This window comes from Wolbachia endosymbiont (group B) of Silvanus unidentatus (assembly GCF_964028615.1).
GTDB lineage: Bacteria > Pseudomonadota > Alphaproteobacteria > Rickettsiales > Anaplasmataceae > Wolbachia.
Genome location: NZ_OZ034795.1, coordinates 96,609 through 114,363, shown reverse-complemented (window position 1 = coordinate 114,363; position 17,755 = coordinate 96,609). Strand labels below are relative to the sequence as shown.

Here is a 17,755-nt window from a genome sequence, read left to right as displayed (position 1 = left end):
TTTATGGTGAAGGTAATAGATTATCTCAGGACAGATTCACAAGCAGTTAAGTTAGATAGGGAAGAAAAATCTTTTCAATTTAAAAATAGAATAAGACGTCAATATAACCCTAATGATATTAATGTTGCCAAGTTGTTTCTTGCGATACGTGAGCATAGAACGGATAATCCTCAGCTAAATAAGATTAGTGAAATTGAAGGGTTACTTACTCAAGTAGAAAATATTAATGATATTGATCTCAATGATGGTGGTAATACACCACTACATGTTGCTGTAAGCAAAAATCATCAAGACATTGTTGAACTTCTTTTGAATGTGTCTGGTATAGACCCAAATATTAAAAATAATCAAGGTAAAACTCCACTAGATATTGCTAAGCAACAAAATAAGGGAGAGATTATTAGGACTCTAGAAGAACATTTAAAAAAATTTTCTGATCAAGTAAAAGGACTTTCTGCACAGGAGGAGGAAGTACATGAAAAGCTAAGAAAGTTTGTTGAAGATTTTGTTTTTATTTATGAACGCTCTTTATCAGAGTACTATAAGAGACTAGAAAATCAAAGAGGAAAGCAAGGTAAATGGGCTGATTTTGTTAATATGATAATATATATAGGAAAAGGTGGAACAGAACAAGGAGAAGCGGAATCAAAAGTAATTCCTCTTATTGGAATTAACATTCTTCGAGCAACAATATCCAGCATTGGTAGTAGTTATAATAGAGCAGAGCTTAAAAAGCTGATAGATCAATTGTATATATTTAAAAAGGATCCAATCAAAGTCAGGGAAGAGTTAGTAAAATCTGGTATTGAAATCTTTCAAAGTTTTGAGAGCCAATTTATACAAGTAACAGCAGAAGGAAGTTGGCGGAGAGCAATGACAAAATTAGCAGAAGATGCTGTGAATAGAGTGGTTGATTACTATAGAAAAAATACTGAAAAAGAGCTTTGTGCTTCCTCAATTACTGAGGGTATTATTTTTGGAAAATCAAAAAGATATAAACAAACCTACACTGGTGTTCCTCATATTAAGCTAGGACATACTTTAGAAAGTAAAAATTCATGGAATACTGCAGAAATATTTGATAAAGCGGGATTAGTAACGATAAAGAGCGATGGTCGTGCTGATAAATACTATAGGAGAATAGACGGAAAGAGTGATACTAGCAAATATGGCTATCGTCTTCTTTTGAAGTGGGAGTTGGAAAATAAAATAAAAAAATTCATGAAAGAATACAGTGAAGAAAATCCTCCCAGAGAAGAGTATAGGTATGTTTTAAAGTCAGATGGGAAAACAAATGAAGAATGGGAAGATGAATTATTGAATGAGATTAATAAGCAAGATCCGAAGTTAGTCGAAGAGAGGTTACTAAGCAAATTCAAAGGAGAAATGGAACAGGAAGCTGAAAAAAACTTCAATGAATTAGAGGATTATATAGGTAAGAATTTTAATGAGTTATCAGGTTACATAGAAAGTAATCAAAATGAGATTAAGGGAGTCTTTGATGAATTAATGAGGGTTCTGTCGCATCTATAAATCCTGGTATGTAACATTTGTAGGAAAGTAGAAAAGAAGTGATATGATCATCTAAAAAAAAGCAAAGATGTTTCGTATTAGTTCAAAATTATTGCCATATTTCAAAGGATTTAGCTTTTCAGCAGATGTTATCTGTATATATGAAATGTAGATTCTCTTTGAGCTATCGAGATTTGGAAGAAATGCTGAGTATAAGGGGAGCAAAATGCTACGTTACAAAGGTGGGTTATCACCACTGATAGATGAAGCGGTAAGGAAAAGGAAGAAGCAGGTTGGCAGTAGCTGGAGAGACCTACGTTAAATTAAACGGCAAATGGGTTTATCTATACAGAGCACTATTGGTAATACTGTAGACTTTCTGTTGTGTGCTCGTAGAGACAAGTCTGCGGCACTTGCGTTCTTTCGTAAAGCCTTTAGAGAGAATAACCTTCCTGAGAAAGTAGTAATTGATAAAAGCGGCAGTAATACTGCTGCTCTTGATGATTTGAATACAGAAATTTCTGAAGATTGTAGAATCATGGTTTTTCAAATAAAATATCTAAATAATATTGTCGAACAAGATCATAGATTTATCAAAAAACGAATAAAGCCAATGCTTGGTTTTAAGAGCTTCCACTCCGCAAAGATTACCATTACCGGCATAGAAAATATTCGTATGATTCAAAAAAGACAAATTATCGGGGCTAATGATAATGTTTCTACTTTTGAGAATTTTGCTATGCTAATTGCTCTATAACTCCCATAATCCCAGTTTAACGATCTTCTTGTACCACAATTTATAGATGCGACAGAACCTTTATCAATTACTACTTTCTCAGGAAGGTTATTCTCTCTAAAGGCTTTACGAAAGAACGCAAGTGCCGCAGACTTGTCTCTACGAGCACACAACAGAAAGTCTACAGTATTACCAATAGTGCTCTGTATAGATAAACCCATTTGCCGTTTAATTTAACGTAGGTCTCTCCAGCTACTGCCAACCTGCTTCTTCCTTTTCCTTACCGCTTCATCTATCAGTGGTGATAACCCACCTTTGTAACGTAGCATTTTGCTCCCCTTATACTCAGCATTTCTTCCAAATCTCGATAGCTCAAAGAGAATCTACATTTCATATAACATTATTATCTCTGCTGAAAAGCTAAATCCTTTGAAATATGGCAATAATTTTGAACTAATACGAAACATCTTTGCTTTTTTTTAGATGATCATATCACTTCTTTTCTACTTTCCTACAAATGTTACATACCAGGATTTATAGATGCGACAGAACCAAATTATCTTCTTAAGTTTTTGTTATTCACAGGTTCTAAAGCAACGCTATCAAATGAATACGCGGGCATCTCACTATTTATATTAATCATGCTCTTCGTTCTATCAGCAAGACCTTCAAATTGCATTGACATGTCAGATGGTGGATTCTGACTACTTTGAAGCAATTGTATATTTGATGCATTTTCTTCAAATGTTGCACTTATATTTTCTAATTTTCTTTTTTTAGGCTCGTTTAAATGCGCAGATCTCCTCTGTTGTCTTTCATGCAAAAAATTCTTGAGTTTAACTTTCACATTAACTTCTTTTCGCACTAAAGAAGAATATTCAGTAAGGTAGCAAGCAATATCTGGGCGGCCAATGATAATAGTAAGAGCATAAAATAAAGGACTCATACCACCTTCGTCCTGTAGATTTATATCAGCCCCTTTCTCTATAAGGTACTTAACACTATCTAAGTGAGCATATATGACAGCAAGGTGTAAAGGACTCACACCTTTTTTATTCTGTAGATTTACATTAGCCCCCTTTCCTACAAGATAGTCAATAATACCTGAGTGACCATATATGACAGCAAAGTGCAAAGGACTCATACCATCTTTGTCCTTTTCATTTACATTAGCTCCCTCTCCTACAAGATAGTCAATAACATTTAAATGACCACATACGGCAGCAAAGTGCAAAAGACTTATACTACCTTTGTTCCGTGGATCTACTATAGTTCTTTGCATTATAAGGTACTTAACACTGTCTAAGTGATCATGCATGGCAAGATGGCACACAGAACTCATACAATTTTTATCATATGGATTCGCATTCATAATAAACAGCTTTTTCTTTATAAGGTATTTAGCAATATTTAATCTAACACTTTCAGCAGCATGGCAAAAAGGACTCATATAATCTTTATCCTGTAGATTTACATTGGCACCTTTCTCTACAAGGTAGATAACAATATCTAAACGACCATTTTGAGTAGCAAAATACAAAGGACTCATACCATTTTTATCACATAGATTTATATCAGCTCGTCCTTCCTCTACAAGGTATTTAACAATATCTAACCGATTCTCCTCAATAGCAAAATGTAAAGGCCCTGCACTTTCATCCTGTAGATTTACATTGGCCTCTTTTTCTACAAGATATTTAACAATATCTATATTACCACTGATAACAGCATAGTGTAAAGGAGTACCACTCTCTCCACTCAACTTATCAACTTCCCAATATTTATTGTCAATAAAATGCTTAACTACTTCTAATTGACCAGATAGAGCAGCCCAGTGTAAAGGGCTAAGGTCGCGATTACCTCCATCCAAATCACTTCCTTTCTCTATAAAGCATTTAACTATCTTTAAGTGACCATGCATAGCAGCACAGTCTAAAGGAGTAAATTTCATTTTATCAACAGCATTAACAATTTTACTTAATTTATTTGGATCTACTTTCTTTAATATACGTTTAATAACTTTCTCATTACCATCTTTGGCTAGTAAATGTAAGATAGTACTTCCATCATAAAGAGAATCAATAAATTCATTAACTAACCTGTAATATTTACTTGCATGACTCCAAACAGATATAGCGTGATTTGCATTTGTAAGGCAAAATGATGTCATAATCTCTCTTAAAATTTCTTCTTCTGTTCCTGCTTGTTCTTTCTCTAATCTTATTGTTTTTTGTACTCCCATATGAACTCTTGCTATTGATTCCTCTAACTCAATCACTGAGAACTTATCAAGTAGATTAAGTGCATCCAAAACCTTTTGCTGATCGTTTTCTGATTTCTTCTGGAGAAAAATTTCTGCTGTATTAATTTGATCAGAACTCAAGTAAGCCATAGAGACTAAAATATCATGCGATTGTTGTCCAATATCTTTTTCTTCTTTTATTTTGTCAAAGTTGACCTTCAAAGTCGTAAATAATTCTGGAGAGATATCTTGTTTCTTCAGACAATCAAGATTTGATTCTTTCATTACTTTACTATAGCATTCTAGGTATTGACTAATACTAATATTTTCTTCTTTAATGTATTTTGTTGCTTCTTTCAAAGCTAATGGAAAATAATTTAACACCTTTGCTAAGTTTACCATCTCGTCAATCTGTAAGTGTGAGTTATCATCTATTCCTAAGGTTTTTTCAATAAACATCAAGGCTTCTGCTGAAGAAAATCCTTTATCCAAATTTATCTTTTCTATCTCTTCTTTCCAATCCTTATTGCGAGAAGTAATTAAGATGTAAGGCTGTTTTCCACCAAAAATGAAACCATAAGGCGGTAAAAATTTTTTAATCTCCTCATATTGATTGGCGTTGTCAAAAATAAAATAACTTTCCACATCTTGAAGTTTCTCATATACATTATCAACAATAGATTCAATTCTTTTCTTTTGAACATCATTGTAATCTACTTGCTCTCTACCTTCCATACCAGAATTTATTTTTTGTATACCTTGATAACCTTCTGTAGGAATTCCTAATTTTTTAGCTAAACTATAAAATGAATTTGAAAGAGTGCTACATGATTTGGCATTTATCCATATAACGTTACCTTTACTCTTTATATTATGCGCATAACTTTTAGCTAGTTCACTTTTTCCTACTCCATAGCCTCCATGAATTAAGACCATTCGTGGTATTTCTTCTTGTTTTTCAATGTCTAACTTCTCGTTTAACATCTTTAACATATTTCCTCTTTCTACAAAGAATTGTGGTAAATGGTCCAAATTAAAGAAAAACGGACGTACACTTTCCTCTTTTTTTGTTTGGAAATTCTTGATCTTTTCATACAGTTCTTCTATATCTTTTTTTTTCGTTGGATCGTTTCCATTAATCTCTTTTAATATATTATCAGCCAATTCTTTCTTTTTTTTCTCATTTAAAATATGCACATACTCTTCTTCTTTAGGTAAGTTAACAAGCCTATACTTTTTGTCTACCTCCCACCACTTTTCTAATTCCCATGTAAAAGGAAGTCTATATCCATATTTTTCAGCATTATCATGTTTCCTCAACTGATAATATTCAGTAGTATCATAATTTACTTTTTTTATTCCTACTCCTGTATATAATTCTGGGGTTATCCAAATTTTACCACTTTGCTTATCTTTCACTTTATATCCAGACTGAAATGCTTCTGACTTAAAAAGTTTCGCTGGTTTTTTTAAAACTTGCTTAGCAAATGTTCTCGCTTTTGATTCACCTAAAACAACACCTTTTGTTATAAGATCAACGGAAAATTCTTCTTTCTCACTATTAGCTGAAATATAATTTATTATTCTAGATACAGCATCTATTGCTAACTTCCCAATCCCCCTCTTCCAAGACAATTGATCAGTCTCTAAAATCTTAGTGAATTGCCTCTCAAAACTTTGAAAAATTTCCAAACTAGCATCTACTAAAATCTCTCTTGTGCTACCTTCTAAAGGCATAACTGTTGAAGAAACACTTTTTGCTCCTTTCTTATGCTCTTTTGCAGAAAGATAACCTATCATTTCAATTGCTTTATCAGGAATTACTCGCATACCTGGTGGAATAGCACTCTTTATAGTTGAATCAACCAGACCTAATATTTTACCTGTTTTTTTTATTTTTGAACCTGGTTTTACTTCTTCAGAGTATTGAAATAGTTTTTTTTCGAATTCTTTAACAAAAGTCTTAACAAAAAAAGTTGCTCTTTTCACTATTTCATCATCTGTAAGACCTATATCCTCTACCGTTAACCTACAATCAATCAATGCACTATACCATGTACTACTGCTGCTTATAGATGAAGCTTTTGTTACTCTAGGACTATCTTGACTTCGTTCATGCTGAAGTTCTTCATCAGATAATCTGTCTTCATAATCAACTGTTGCTTCCATTATTGACTCATCAGGCAACACCTCTATACCAGGGCTAGATTCTTTATAATCTTCACAGTCCATTTGATTGTCTGGCATATTCTTTCCGGAAACTTGTTGAAAGTACACGGACTTACTATCCGATTTTTTTTCATTAACCATGGTATCATAGCAATGAGGTAATATTTGCTCCCTTAAGATTGGCTCAAAATGCCCACCTCCTTTATTTATTATATGTATAGTATTTCCTTCACTATAATCTACGTAATCTGTAGATCTAGATGCTAGTCCATCAACAAGCTGGCTTGACCATCCTGCGTGGGGAAAATTTTCAATAATATGTAGCTTAGTCTCATATTCACTACAAATCATTCTTCCCTCAATATCAGACCTACCCCATATAGGAACCTGTAACGTACTTCCATACTTTAAGTTAGTTAACGATTTATATAAATGTGGGTCTTGAGTTTCCATATCTTCAGCAGTGTATTCTATACTAGCCAAGTAAGCATTCCATAATTCATCATCATCAATACCAGGCTCTGGAGGTACTACTGTAGAATCTCCACGGTTTCTAGCATCTGCTATAATCTTTTCTTTCATTTCTTGACTACTTAAAGCTTGCTTCTTACAAACTTCTCTCAAAGATTTCACAGTAAAGTTTGTTCCAGGCTTTAATTGATTAAGTCCTTGCGCAACTGCATCAAAGAAACAATCTCCTTCTCCAATTGCTTCCCCGATTGTAAAACCTTCTGGCAAATCTAAACCAATAGGTATTTGTTGACTACTAGATGGTAGTGTATCTTTTTTTTGCTCTCTTATTAACTCAGATCGATTAACTGCTTGTTTAAAATAATTTACAGAATTCAATGTCTTTAACACAATACTCCCACATATTTATTACGTAAAATGTAACTTTATTGTGAATAGTAAAGATCTAACAAGGCAAGAGTTTTTTGCATGTTTTAGCATTTTATTATAGTTTGTGTTTTTAAAACTAAAGCCAGTGCTTGCAGAAACACTTCTGTTTTTTTACTGCAATGTGCTCTTTGCATTTCTAAATAAATTAACACTCACTTAATCTCACATGTCATTAAAAATTTAAATAATATAGTCATTTCCAGCAACCAAAACCAAGGGTTCTGTCGCATCTATAAATTGTGGTACAAGAAGATCGTTAAACTGGGATTATGGGAGTTATAGAGCAATTAGCATAGCAAAATTCTCAAAAGTAGAAACATTATCATTAGCCCCGATAATTTGTCTTTTTTGAATCATACGAATATTTTCTATGCCGGTAATGGTAATCTTTGCGGAGTGGAAGCTCTTAAAACCAAGCATTGGCTTTATTCGTTTTTTGATAAATCTATGATCTTGTTCGACAATATTATTTAGATATTTTATTTGAAAAACCATGATTCTACAATCTTCAGAAATTTCTGTATTCAAATCATCAAGAGCAGCAGTATTACTGCCGCTTTTATCAATTACTACTTTCTCAGGAAGGTTATTCTCTCTAAAGGCTTTACGAAAGAACGCAAGTGCCGCAGACTTGTCTCTACGAGCACACAACAGAAAGTCTACAGTATTACCAATAGTGCTCTGTATAGATAAACCCATTTGCCGTTTAATTTAACGTAGGTCTCTCCAGCTACTGCCAACCTGCTTCTTCCTTTTCCTTACCGCTTCATCTATCAGTGGTGATAACCCACCTTTGTAACGTAGCATTTTGCTCCCCTTATACTCAGCATTTCTTCCAAATCTCGATAGCTCAAAGAGAATCTACATTTCATATATACAGATAACATCTGCTGAAAAGCTAAATCCTTTGAAATATGGCAATAATTTTGAACTAATACGAAACATCTTTGCTTTTTTTTAGATGATCATATCACTTCTTTTCTACTTTCCTACAAATGTTACATACCAGGATTTATAGATGCGACAGAACCAAAGCAAAGCCTCAAGGCTCTTTAGCTATGTCCAGCATACTAAATGCTCTAAAGGAGGAAGATGCACCTATAATCTTTAATCAGTTGCTTCAAGAGAATAAAGAGTTTGCTTTCAATACACTCGATTGTATTCCGCCCACAACTAATTTATTTACAACTCTATTTAGTGCATTAGATAAAAATCAATATATAGAGCATGTAAAAGCAAAGCATAAAGGCTCTTTAGCTATGTCCGGCATACTAAATGCTCTAAAGAAGGAAGATGCACCTATAATCTTTAATCAGTTGCCTAAAGAGTTTGCTTTCAATACACTCGATTATATTGATCCCCAATATACTTTATTTAAAACTCTATTTAATCAACTGAATCCTAAGGAAAAAGAAGAGTATAGAGTACATTTGAAGACAAAATCAACTGCCAAAGCTAAGCTTGTCCTAAAGAATTTTTATTTAAATAATCAAGAGAGTGTAAACAATTTAAGCACTGAAAACTCCAATGAACCGTTAGTACAAAACAGAGATGATTTGCCAGCAGCACATTTCTCTCCTATATCTCGTGCATTCGAGGAAACAGCTGTTGAATATCCATTTAATACTAGACCAGAATTTTCTTCTTACAAAGAGGATCAATCATGTAGCCAAACAGTAATTTTATTTCCGGGTTTTGCTGAATTCCATAATCAATTCCGCAATACTGTAACAGAAAATTTGACAGTTAGTAGTAGTTTAACATCGAATGAGAATATATCAGATAGCCTAGAAGGTGAGCAACTATCCCCAGAGTATTATAACTATTTGATAAATGGAGTAGTTGACCTGCAATCCTCAATTGTGGATGATTTGCCAGAGTTAACTATAACTCCTGCATTCGAGGAAACAGTTGTTGAACATCCATTTGATAGTAGACCAGACTTTTCTTATGAAAATGAACCGTTAGTACACAAAAGAAAGAGAGATGATCTGAATGAATTTTCAGACTTGCAAATTGAAGAAAATTTCTTTTCAAGCTCTATTACATTGGAGCAAACAATTGCTGAATATGAGTTTGATGTTAGTGATCAAATACCAGACTTTTCTCATGAAGTGGAGCCACCAGCAAAGCGCCAATGCATATCAGTACCTCCATTTGAGGGTTTTGGTGAACTTCATAATCAATTCCGCAATATAGTACCAGAAAATTCGACAGGTAGTAGCAGTTTAACGTCGAATGAGAATATATCAGATAGCCTGGAAAGTGAGGTAAATTCTCAATCAGAGCCAGATTCTCGGGTAAATGAAGAACTATCATTAACTAATCTACAACTCTTCATATTTGATAGACCAGGTGATTTGGAAGAGATAAATATAGATCAACCAAGAAGATTCCAGACCACAATAACTAGTACCCGGAGATAAAAATAAGGAGAAAGGTATCTGTTCAGGGTAGGAGTGAAACAAGGTAGACAAGATGATCTAAAAGACTAATCATAGAATAGCTGTGAGGTAATATACATTCTTAAATGGAACATCAGTAGTTAGAGGAATAAGCAGAGCGGTAAATCAAGGAAACTATGTGGTCTTTTCTGCCTGTAACTGCTTGATCTCATCAGGAGAAAAACCTGTAGTTTGTGATATGATGTCAGTAGAGACGCCAGCTTTAAGTAGATTTTTAGCCACTGCTATTTTAGCCTGTTTTTCGCCCTTTTCTTCACCGATTAGGATGCCTTCTTGTCTACCTTTTTGAGTAGCATCATCGAGTTTTTGTTCCAGGATAGCAGCTTCTTTCTGTAAATCCATTACCCTTTCTTCATAAGCTACAAGATCCTTCTCATTCCAATGAAACTTATCTAACTCATCATATGCTAGCTTTATTATTGGTGATTTTTCTGCTATTTTTCTTAAATCTTCATCAGTTGTTTCTTCTGCATATTTAAAGAAAAATAGCCAACGATCTACTACATTTTCTAGCTGCTCTTCTTTACTTTTGGGAAATTTTGGCAACTCAATGAAAATAAATTGAAAATCTTTTAAGTCATGCTCATTAGTTTTTTCATCTCTTATGGTATGGCTAGATATATAATCAAGCTTATCAGGAAATAAATTACAATTGGAAATAGCAATAAAGAAAACCTTCTTTAAATCAATATACTTACCACCTTTATCAGCCTGTCTTGAATAAGCCTTAGCAGCGTAAAGTTGAGCGCGTTTTTCAAATCCTTTATCACGAGCGAGTTGCATCTCAATCACGTACCTTGCCCCAGTAGAATCCCTGCACAGGACATCAACAATACTCTGCTTATCAGAAGCAATTTCAGGGTCCATAATGGTGCTAAGGAATTCAACTTCTTGTATAGTATTTATTTCAGTAAACCCCAAAATATCATTCAAAAAGTGAATAAGGATATTCTTATTTTTTTCAGTACCGAATATTTTTTTAAATGTTAAGTCTAATTTTGGATCGAGAAACTTCGAAAGAGCCATGAGAAAGTAAGATAAAAAGCATTAATTATTATACACAATTGTGAAGAAATATTCAACTAAAATGCAAACATAGAAGTTTTTGTATATCTTTATTTGATAGTATTAACCTATATAATATTTATGGCAAATATCTCGATAAGGTATCAGATAGCACAAAAAGTAAGGAGCTGGAGGTTAAAGCGAGGTTATACTCAAAAAGATTTAGCGGGAAAAATTGGCGTAACGTATCAAATAGTACTACAATATGAAAAAGGAACACGTAAAATTTCGATTGAAAAGTTGTATGCTATAGCAGAGATATTGTCGATTGGTATTATAGACCTAATTCCTGTATCAAATGAAAAAATCTGTTTTGAAGATGAGGGAGAGGAAATATTAAATCTAGTAAGAAAATATAAAACGATTAATGATCAAGAGTTGCGCAAGGTGTTTTACTTGCTAGCAAAATTTACCCGAGTTGGTGAGAAAAGTAGTAAAAAAACGGAGAGAATAAAAATTGCAAAAGGTCTGGTTAAAGCAGGAGTTTCTGTTGATACTGTTTCAAAAACAATTGGTCTGTCTGCTGATGAATGTGTTGAAGAAAAAGGAGGTTCTATTTACTGCCAAATAGGAAAGAAGATAAAAGAATGGAGGCTAGTGAGAGAGTATACTCAAAAGGATTTGGCTGAGAAAATGGATACAACACGTGATGAAATAAGCAACTATGAACAAGGACGTGTAGCTATTCCACTGGAAAAATTATATGCAATAGCAGAAACATTATCAATTAGCATTACAGATCTGCTAATAGAGGAAGGTAGTAAAGTAGAAAATGAACTACCGAATTTAATTGAAGAATACAAAAAGATTGAAAGCCAAGAACTACGTAATGTACTAATAAAATCTATGTTTAAAAGCATACAAATTTGTGAGGAGAAAATTAGAGAAGAAGAAAGAATCAAAATTGCAAAGAACTTAGTTAAAAAAGGAATTTCTACCGATATTATTTTGCAAATAACAGGCCTCTCTTTAGGCAAAATTCAACAAGTTTAAAATAAAGAAATCACTATATATTAATATCTTCACCTATTCATGAAAAAATAAGTAAAAAAGATTGAAAAATTGATTTGACTTCACTCGGAAGCTATGGCTCTATGCCAATGCTGATAAAAAAACAGCAGTAAATATTAAAAAAAAGTTTGTTGTTAGTGAAGGGTAAATTATATGAATAAAAGTAAAGAAGAAATAGAATTCAGAATATTAGAAAGCAAAGGCAAAGCACTACTTGATCGCGAAATAATGGAAACATTTTTAAGTGCAGTGCATGAAAGGCCACAAGCTCAAGAAATTGCTAAAAATCTGGTGAATACTTATACGGGAGTAGGAAGGATTTTAGGCCGAGAAATGGATGACCTGAAAGTTATAGAAGGAGTAACTGATTCTGCAGTAGCAATGATTATGTGTGTTAAGGAAACACTAGAAAGGGTACTGAGAGAAAAGCTCAAAAGTGAGCCAATAATGGACTTACAAGGGCTAGTAGAGTACTTAAACGTAAGTATAGGACACTCAGAAAGGGAATGTGTAAAAATACTGTACTTGAATAACAGGCGCCAATTAATCGGAGAAGAACTCTATATTGGTGAAATGGAAAAAGCACCGGTGTACATAAAGGAAATTATAAGAAAAGCATTAATAAAGAATGCAACATTCATAATAATGTCACATAACCACCCTGGGGGAAGTTTAGAACCATCAGAAGAAGATCAAGAAGTAACGAAGAGCTTAGCAGCAGCATGTAGTACTGTAAGCGTAAAATTGTTTGACCATATTATCATCACAAGTGGAGGCTATTTCAGCTTTCGAGAGAACGGATTGTTATAGTAGAAAGTATTTGCAAATCTACTCACTATAATTTATAATGAGTAATAGAATGTATAAACTAAGATTTATATACTTAAAAAGTATTTTTAATATGGGGGTTATATGACTAGTAAAGACAAGTTATTGAAGAAAATATTTGGTGCTCTTGAAGGCGTTGATATAAAGCAGTCTAAGTTTGTGAGCAAAATTGATAATCAGAAGGAGATAAAACCGGAAGATACAATGCCTTTCCCTAGCAGAAACGTTCACGAAAACAAAATCAACTATGGAAAAGGACTTGACTACATATATGGCACAAAACCTTTGAGTAATCAAGCAGATTATCCAGAAGGGTTGAATCCATTTGCTTCAGCTTTGCAAAAAATAAAGCCAAGTGCAGAAAAGTTGAGCTGGCTTAAAAGTGCTGTGGTAAGAGCAAAAAGTCCAAATGAACTGCACAAGGCTGTAGACGAAGCGCTAGCTGCTGGAGCAAGGCTAAATGCATGTAATGATGGGGAATGGAGTTTTGCAGAATATGTAGTATTAGGTACACATTTTCACAGATTAGAAAAAAGTGATCGAAAAAAGCTAATACGTAAATTAATGCTAAGCGGTGCAGAGTTTCATGATACTTTACTGCAGAATAAACTGATAGGTGAAATCTATAATGAGCTACAGCCAGAAGTTCAGCCACAGATAGATAAGCAACTAGAAGAGCTAGAGGAAGCTGGCGAAAATGCTGTGCAAGAAGGAGAATTAATAGATGTTGAGATAGACAATACAACATCGTATATAGAATTTTCTGATAATAGCAAGGTAGAGGTAGCCAAAATACTGAGAGAGTTAGGAAGTAATATTTTAAAAATTGGCAATGATGCAGTTGAGGTTAAAAGTGAGAAGGGAGGTATAAGAAACTATATCGATATGTCAGATGAAAGCTCTATTATATTAGAGTTTCCTACGAGCATTGGTAAGCTAAATGTTATATTGTACCACGATGTAAAAAAATATGATCAAGTACAAGTCAGAGTAGAAAACAAGGAAATGTGGGCTGAGTTACAAAAAAGAGGCGAAGAAATTGGAAAAAATTGCCTCTTTGGGGGAGTGAAGCTTAAGGAAGTGGTAGAAAGAGGTAATTTCACTAGATGTGGCATATGGAATGAAAAGTATGCTATAAAAGAGATTAGCAATGATGAAGTATTGTCTTCATGGGTAAATAGGGTATGTGGAGGTAGTAAAGAAACCTTTAGGGAACTTTAATGCGTCTACAGCAAACTTTAAGGTTCCAGAGTTTTTTTCTACCGTTATATCTGAGCTATAGTAGAAAATATTATATGTATGGTTCTTTGTATGAAAAAAAGTCTAGACTGTGAGGTAGGGCAAAAAGTAAAAAATTGGAGGTTAGAGCGAGGGTACACTCAGAAAGATTTAGCAGAGAAACTTGGTGTAAAGTACTGGGTAATACTGCAATATGAAAAAGGGAACCGTAGAATTTCAATTGAAAGGTTGTACGCTATAGCGGAAGCATTGTCAGTAAGTATTGTGGATCTTATTCCTGTATCAAAAAGTTGTCTTGAAGATGAAGAAGAAATATTAAATCTAGTAAGAGAATATAAAAAGATTAATGATCAGGAGTTACGTAAGATGTTTTGTTTATTAACCCAATTTGTCCAAGTTAGTGAAAAAAGTAGTAGGAAAGCAGAGAAAGTAAAAATTGCAAAGGGTTTGGTTGAAGCAGGAGTTTCTGTTGATACTGTTTCAAAAACAATTGGTCTGTCTGCTGATGAATGTGTTGAAGAAAAAACGGGTTCTATCTACTACCAAATAGGAAAAAAGATGAAAGAATGGAGGGTATTACGGGAGTATACTCAAAAGGATTTGGCTGAGAAAATGGATACAACACGTGACGAAATAAGCAACTATGAACAAGGACGTGTAGCTACTCCACTGGGGAAATTATATGAGATAGCAGAGGTATTATCGATTAATATTACGGATCTACTAATAGATGAAGGTAGTAGAGTAGAAAATGAGCTACCTGATTTGATTAAAGAATACAAAGAAATTGAGAGCCAAGAACTACGTAATGCATTAATAAAATCTTTGTTTGAAAGCATACAAATTTGCGAAGAGAAAGTGAGAGAGGTAGAAAGGATTAAAGTTGGAAGGGATTTAGTAAAAGGGGGAATTCCTATTGATATTATTTTGCAAATAATCTGCTGATCAAATTGGATGAAAATTTATTTCTAAATAAGGTATATATGTTTGTTTCTGTAAGAGATGTTAGTCCTATAAGTTACAAAATAGGGCAAAAAATGGAAAATAGCAGGTTAATGCGAGGGCATACTCAAATAGAATTAGCAAGTAAAATAGGTTTAACATACCAAGAAGTGAGCAGCTATGAAAATGGGTATATTCCTATTCCAATTGAAGTACTATATGTAATAGCAAGAGTATTGTCAGTTAATGCTGTAGATCTATTACCTAAACCAATAACAGTAAGAGAGTATAAAGATGAAGACGAAGAAATACTCTATCTAACAAAAATATACGAGAATCAAAAGTTAGGCAAAATAGTACCTTCATTAGTCAGATTCGTTCATATTAGCGAAAAAATTAATCAAGAAGAGGCAAGGTTGGAAATAGCAAAAAATCTAGTGAAAGAAGGGGTTTCTACTGATGTTATTTCCCAGGCAACGGGTTTATCTATTTACGAGTATGATAATACAGAGAAAGAAGTCTGCACTGATTCTATATACTACAGAGTAGGGCAAAGAATAAGAGAATGGAGATTGATAAAAAGGTATACTCAGAAAGATTTAGCAAACAAAGTTGGTTTAACACTCAAGGAAATACACGAGTATGAAATAGGATACACTGCCATATCATTTGATAAATTATATCAAATAGCAGAAGGATTATCAGTGAATATTAAAGTTCTGCTACCTAAAATAAATGAAGATAGTGAACTACTTAATTTACTAAGAAAAACTGAAGAGCAAGAATTAGTGAAGAAATTTTTATCTAGGGATATGAAGAATAGCAAAGAGAAAGTAAAAAAAACAGAAAAGATCAAGGTTGCGAAAAATCTAGTGAAGGCAGGTGTTTCTAATGATGTTATTTTGCGAGCAAGTGGCCTAACTGCTGATGAGTGTGAAAATTGAATTGTATTAAACAATATATTAAGATATAAGTAAAAATAGTTATATATTTAATATTTCTATACAGAATTTCTCTATCACTTTCTGATTATCCTCTATCATTGCATTTGCTTCTTGCTGAAGAGATTTGATATTTTTTGATGTAATATTATCCATGTCAGGTGATGCTATTTTTAATTGCGATTGTATTCGTATATATTTATCACCTATAACTTGATTAAGTTGATAGTTTACTGCATCTAAACTTGAAGCAAACATCACATTCAGTAGTGGCTTGATCCATCCTATTTTTCCAAATCTCCTTGAATTAGCTATGCTTCTATCTGTTCTTCCAGTACCTATCGATAACAGTACAATATCATCATTTGGAAACAATTTCTTACCACTTGCATATGCACAAGCCGCTGGATTATTGGCAAACACCCCTCCATCCACTAATACCATTTCCTTTTGGTTGATTTTAAGATATTTAGGTACAAAGTAAGTAGGTGCTGCAGTTGTAGCTCGTAATGCATCTTTCAATTTGATAAAATTTCTATCTTCTCTCCAGCTTTTAAAGAAGAAGGGATAATTGTTCTTAATATCGTAGCTTGTAAGCATTAAATTACTTGTTGCATCTGCAAGAGTAGAATCACCAAAATATCTATTCAGAACGCATTCAATATTTTTGCATGAATACTGTGCACAATTTAGCCAGGAAAATATTGATCTTCTGAAAAATGAAGACTTAAAGATATGTGGCCCGTCTTTCTGATAGAGATCAACTAAGTCGAGAGCAGAGTATTGTTTATTACATAATCCGGCAACGATAATACCACCTGTAGAAGTTCCGACCATTAAGTCAAACATTTGAGAGATTGGCTTTTTTGTTCTATACTCTATTTCAGCTAGAACAATAGCAGGTATAATACCTCTTATGCCTCCACCGTCGACTGAAAGAATATATTTGGCCATGTTTAGATATTTATTGATTTTTTTAACTTGTTTGCTTTTATCAGGTTGTGTTTCTTGTCCAAGTACTACTGTATGTTTCACTCCTAGAGAAAATTGCACCAACCTAATAATTGATTCCGTGGATCATGCTAAAAAATCCGTGTTGGTTCAGGCATACCAATTTACCTCAAAGCCTATTGCTGAATCCTTAGTTCAAGCTAAAAAGCGTGGAGTTGATGTCATGGTTATTCTCGACGGATCGCAAGTTAGCTCAAAGTATAGTGTTATCAATGAGCTGTTTGAGCAAAAAATCCCAATTTGGGTAGACTTTAAACCAGCGATTGCTCATAGTAAAATAATGATTATTGATGATAACAAAATAATAACTGGCTCTTTTAATTTCACCTATGCAGCTGAATCAAGAAATGCTGAGAATCTACTGATTATAACAGGGGATCCTCAATTAGTTGAGCAATACATCGAAAACTGGAAGGATCGTCAATCTCAATCTGATCCTTATACACCAAAAGTAGAAGAATAATTACTTTAAATCAGCTTTAAGTTCATCCAATTCCTCAGAAAGATTTTTTACCCGTTCTTCCAGACAATATACCGTAACAGCCAATCCATTGTTCTGCTCTATAAATTTATCATGCATGTGTACCCGTAAATCCAGCTTGGCAAGCCACCAAATTGCTGCTATGGTCTGTATTACCATCGTTATTATTACTGCTAGTGGGATTTTTTGATTTTGCATAAATGTGAATTTATT

The 17,755-nt window shown here is 33.5% G+C and carries 12 protein-coding genes and 3 pseudogenes; 9 read left to right on the top strand and 6 right to left on the bottom strand.

Annotation, left to right across the window (positions count from 1 at the left end):
- Positions 1-3: 3 nt before the first annotated feature.
- Positions 4-1,533 (top strand): ankyrin repeat domain-containing protein, encoded by a 1,530-nt coding sequence (locus ABWU65_RS00535; protein ID WP_353280066.1) that lies wholly within the window; start codon positions 4-6, stop codon positions 1,531-1,533.
- Between the two features lie 67 nt (positions 1,534-1,600).
- Positions 1,601-2,269: pseudogene (locus ABWU65_RS00530) on the top strand (IS6 family transposase).
- A gap of 59 nt (positions 2,270-2,328) precedes the next feature.
- Here the strand turns inward: ABWU65_RS00530 and ABWU65_RS00525 are convergent.
- The 3 genes and pseudogenes from ABWU65_RS00525 to ABWU65_RS00515 form a co-directional block, all read right to left on the bottom strand.
- Positions 2,329-2,715 (bottom strand): annotated as a pseudogene (locus ABWU65_RS00525) (IS6 family transposase); the annotation flags it as partial.
- A gap of 89 nt (positions 2,716-2,804) precedes the next feature.
- Positions 2,805-7,520 carry an ankyrin repeat domain-containing protein gene (locus ABWU65_RS00520; RefSeq protein ID WP_353280064.1) on the bottom strand — a complete coding sequence of 1,572 codons (4,716 nt, stop codon included), beginning with the start codon at positions 7,518-7,520 and terminating at the stop codon, positions 2,805-2,807.
- 315 nt (positions 7,521-7,835) lie between these two features.
- A pseudogene (locus ABWU65_RS00515) lies at positions 7,836-8,504 on the bottom strand (IS6 family transposase).
- Positions 8,505-8,617: 113 nt separating this feature from the next.
- On the opposite strand from ABWU65_RS00515, the gene ABWU65_RS00510 reads away from it, so the two are divergent.
- The gene (locus tag ABWU65_RS00510; RefSeq protein WP_353280063.1) at positions 8,618-9,985 is read left to right on the top strand and encodes a hypothetical protein; all 1,368 of its coding nucleotides are present in this window, start codon (positions 8,618-8,620) and stop codon (positions 9,983-9,985) included.
- 153 nt (positions 9,986-10,138) lie between these two features.
- On the opposite strand, the gene ABWU65_RS00505 is transcribed toward ABWU65_RS00510, so the two are convergent.
- Positions 10,139-11,050, bottom strand: a complete 912-nt coding sequence (locus tag ABWU65_RS00505; RefSeq protein WP_353280061.1) for an Rpn family recombination-promoting nuclease/putative transposase — start codon at positions 11,048-11,050, stop codon at positions 10,139-10,141.
- A 120-nt stretch (positions 11,051-11,170) separates the two neighbouring features.
- Between ABWU65_RS00505 and ABWU65_RS00500 the strand changes: the two genes are divergently transcribed.
- The 5 genes from ABWU65_RS00500 to ABWU65_RS00480 all read left to right on the top strand — a co-directional run bounded on the left by ABWU65_RS00500 (position 11,171) and on the right by ABWU65_RS00480 (position 16,053).
- Complete coding sequence (locus ABWU65_RS00500) at positions 11,171-12,082, top strand: helix-turn-helix domain-containing protein (RefSeq protein ID WP_353280060.1); 912 nt, start codon at positions 11,171-11,173, stop codon at positions 12,080-12,082.
- A gap of 171 nt (positions 12,083-12,253) precedes the next feature.
- Positions 12,254-12,910 (top strand): RadC family protein, encoded by a 657-nt coding sequence (locus ABWU65_RS00495; protein WP_353280058.1) that lies wholly within the window; start codon positions 12,254-12,256, stop codon positions 12,908-12,910.
- A 102-nt stretch (positions 12,911-13,012) separates the two neighbouring features.
- Positions 13,013-14,149 carry a hypothetical protein gene (locus ABWU65_RS00490; protein WP_265023062.1) on the top strand — a complete coding sequence of 379 codons (1,137 nt, stop codon included), beginning with the start codon at positions 13,013-13,015 and terminating at the stop codon, positions 14,147-14,149.
- Positions 14,150-14,227: 78 nt separating this feature from the next.
- A complete protein-coding gene (locus ABWU65_RS00485; RefSeq protein WP_353280057.1) occupies positions 14,228-15,112 on the top strand; it encodes a helix-turn-helix domain-containing protein in 885 nt (294 codons plus the stop codon).
- Positions 15,113-15,150: 38 nt separating this feature from the next.
- Positions 15,151-16,053, top strand: a complete 903-nt coding sequence (locus ABWU65_RS00480) for a helix-turn-helix domain-containing protein (protein WP_353280055.1) — start codon at positions 15,151-15,153, stop codon at positions 16,051-16,053.
- Positions 16,054-16,092: 39 nt separating this feature from the next.
- Here the strand turns inward: ABWU65_RS00480 and ABWU65_RS00475 are convergent, their stop codons facing one another.
- Positions 16,093-17,004 carry a patatin-like phospholipase family protein gene (locus tag ABWU65_RS00475; RefSeq protein WP_226080810.1) on the bottom strand — a complete coding sequence of 304 codons (912 nt, stop codon included), beginning with the start codon at positions 17,002-17,004 and terminating at the stop codon, positions 16,093-16,095.
- Between ABWU65_RS00475 and ABWU65_RS00470 the strand changes: the two genes are divergently transcribed.
- Positions 17,003-17,524, top strand: coding sequence for a phospholipase D family protein (locus ABWU65_RS00470; protein ID WP_226080808.1), 522 nt, complete (start codon positions 17,003-17,005; stop codon positions 17,522-17,524). The two genes, ABWU65_RS00475 and ABWU65_RS00470, sit on opposite strands and share 2 nt — an antisense overlap.
- Here ABWU65_RS00470 and ABWU65_RS00465 read toward each other — a convergent pair whose 3' ends face one another.
- Positions 17,525-17,740 (bottom strand): hypothetical protein, encoded by a 216-nt coding sequence (locus tag ABWU65_RS00465; protein ID WP_226080806.1) that lies wholly within the window; start codon positions 17,738-17,740, stop codon positions 17,525-17,527. It lies immediately after the preceding gene.
- Positions 17,741-17,755 lie beyond the last annotated feature (15 nt).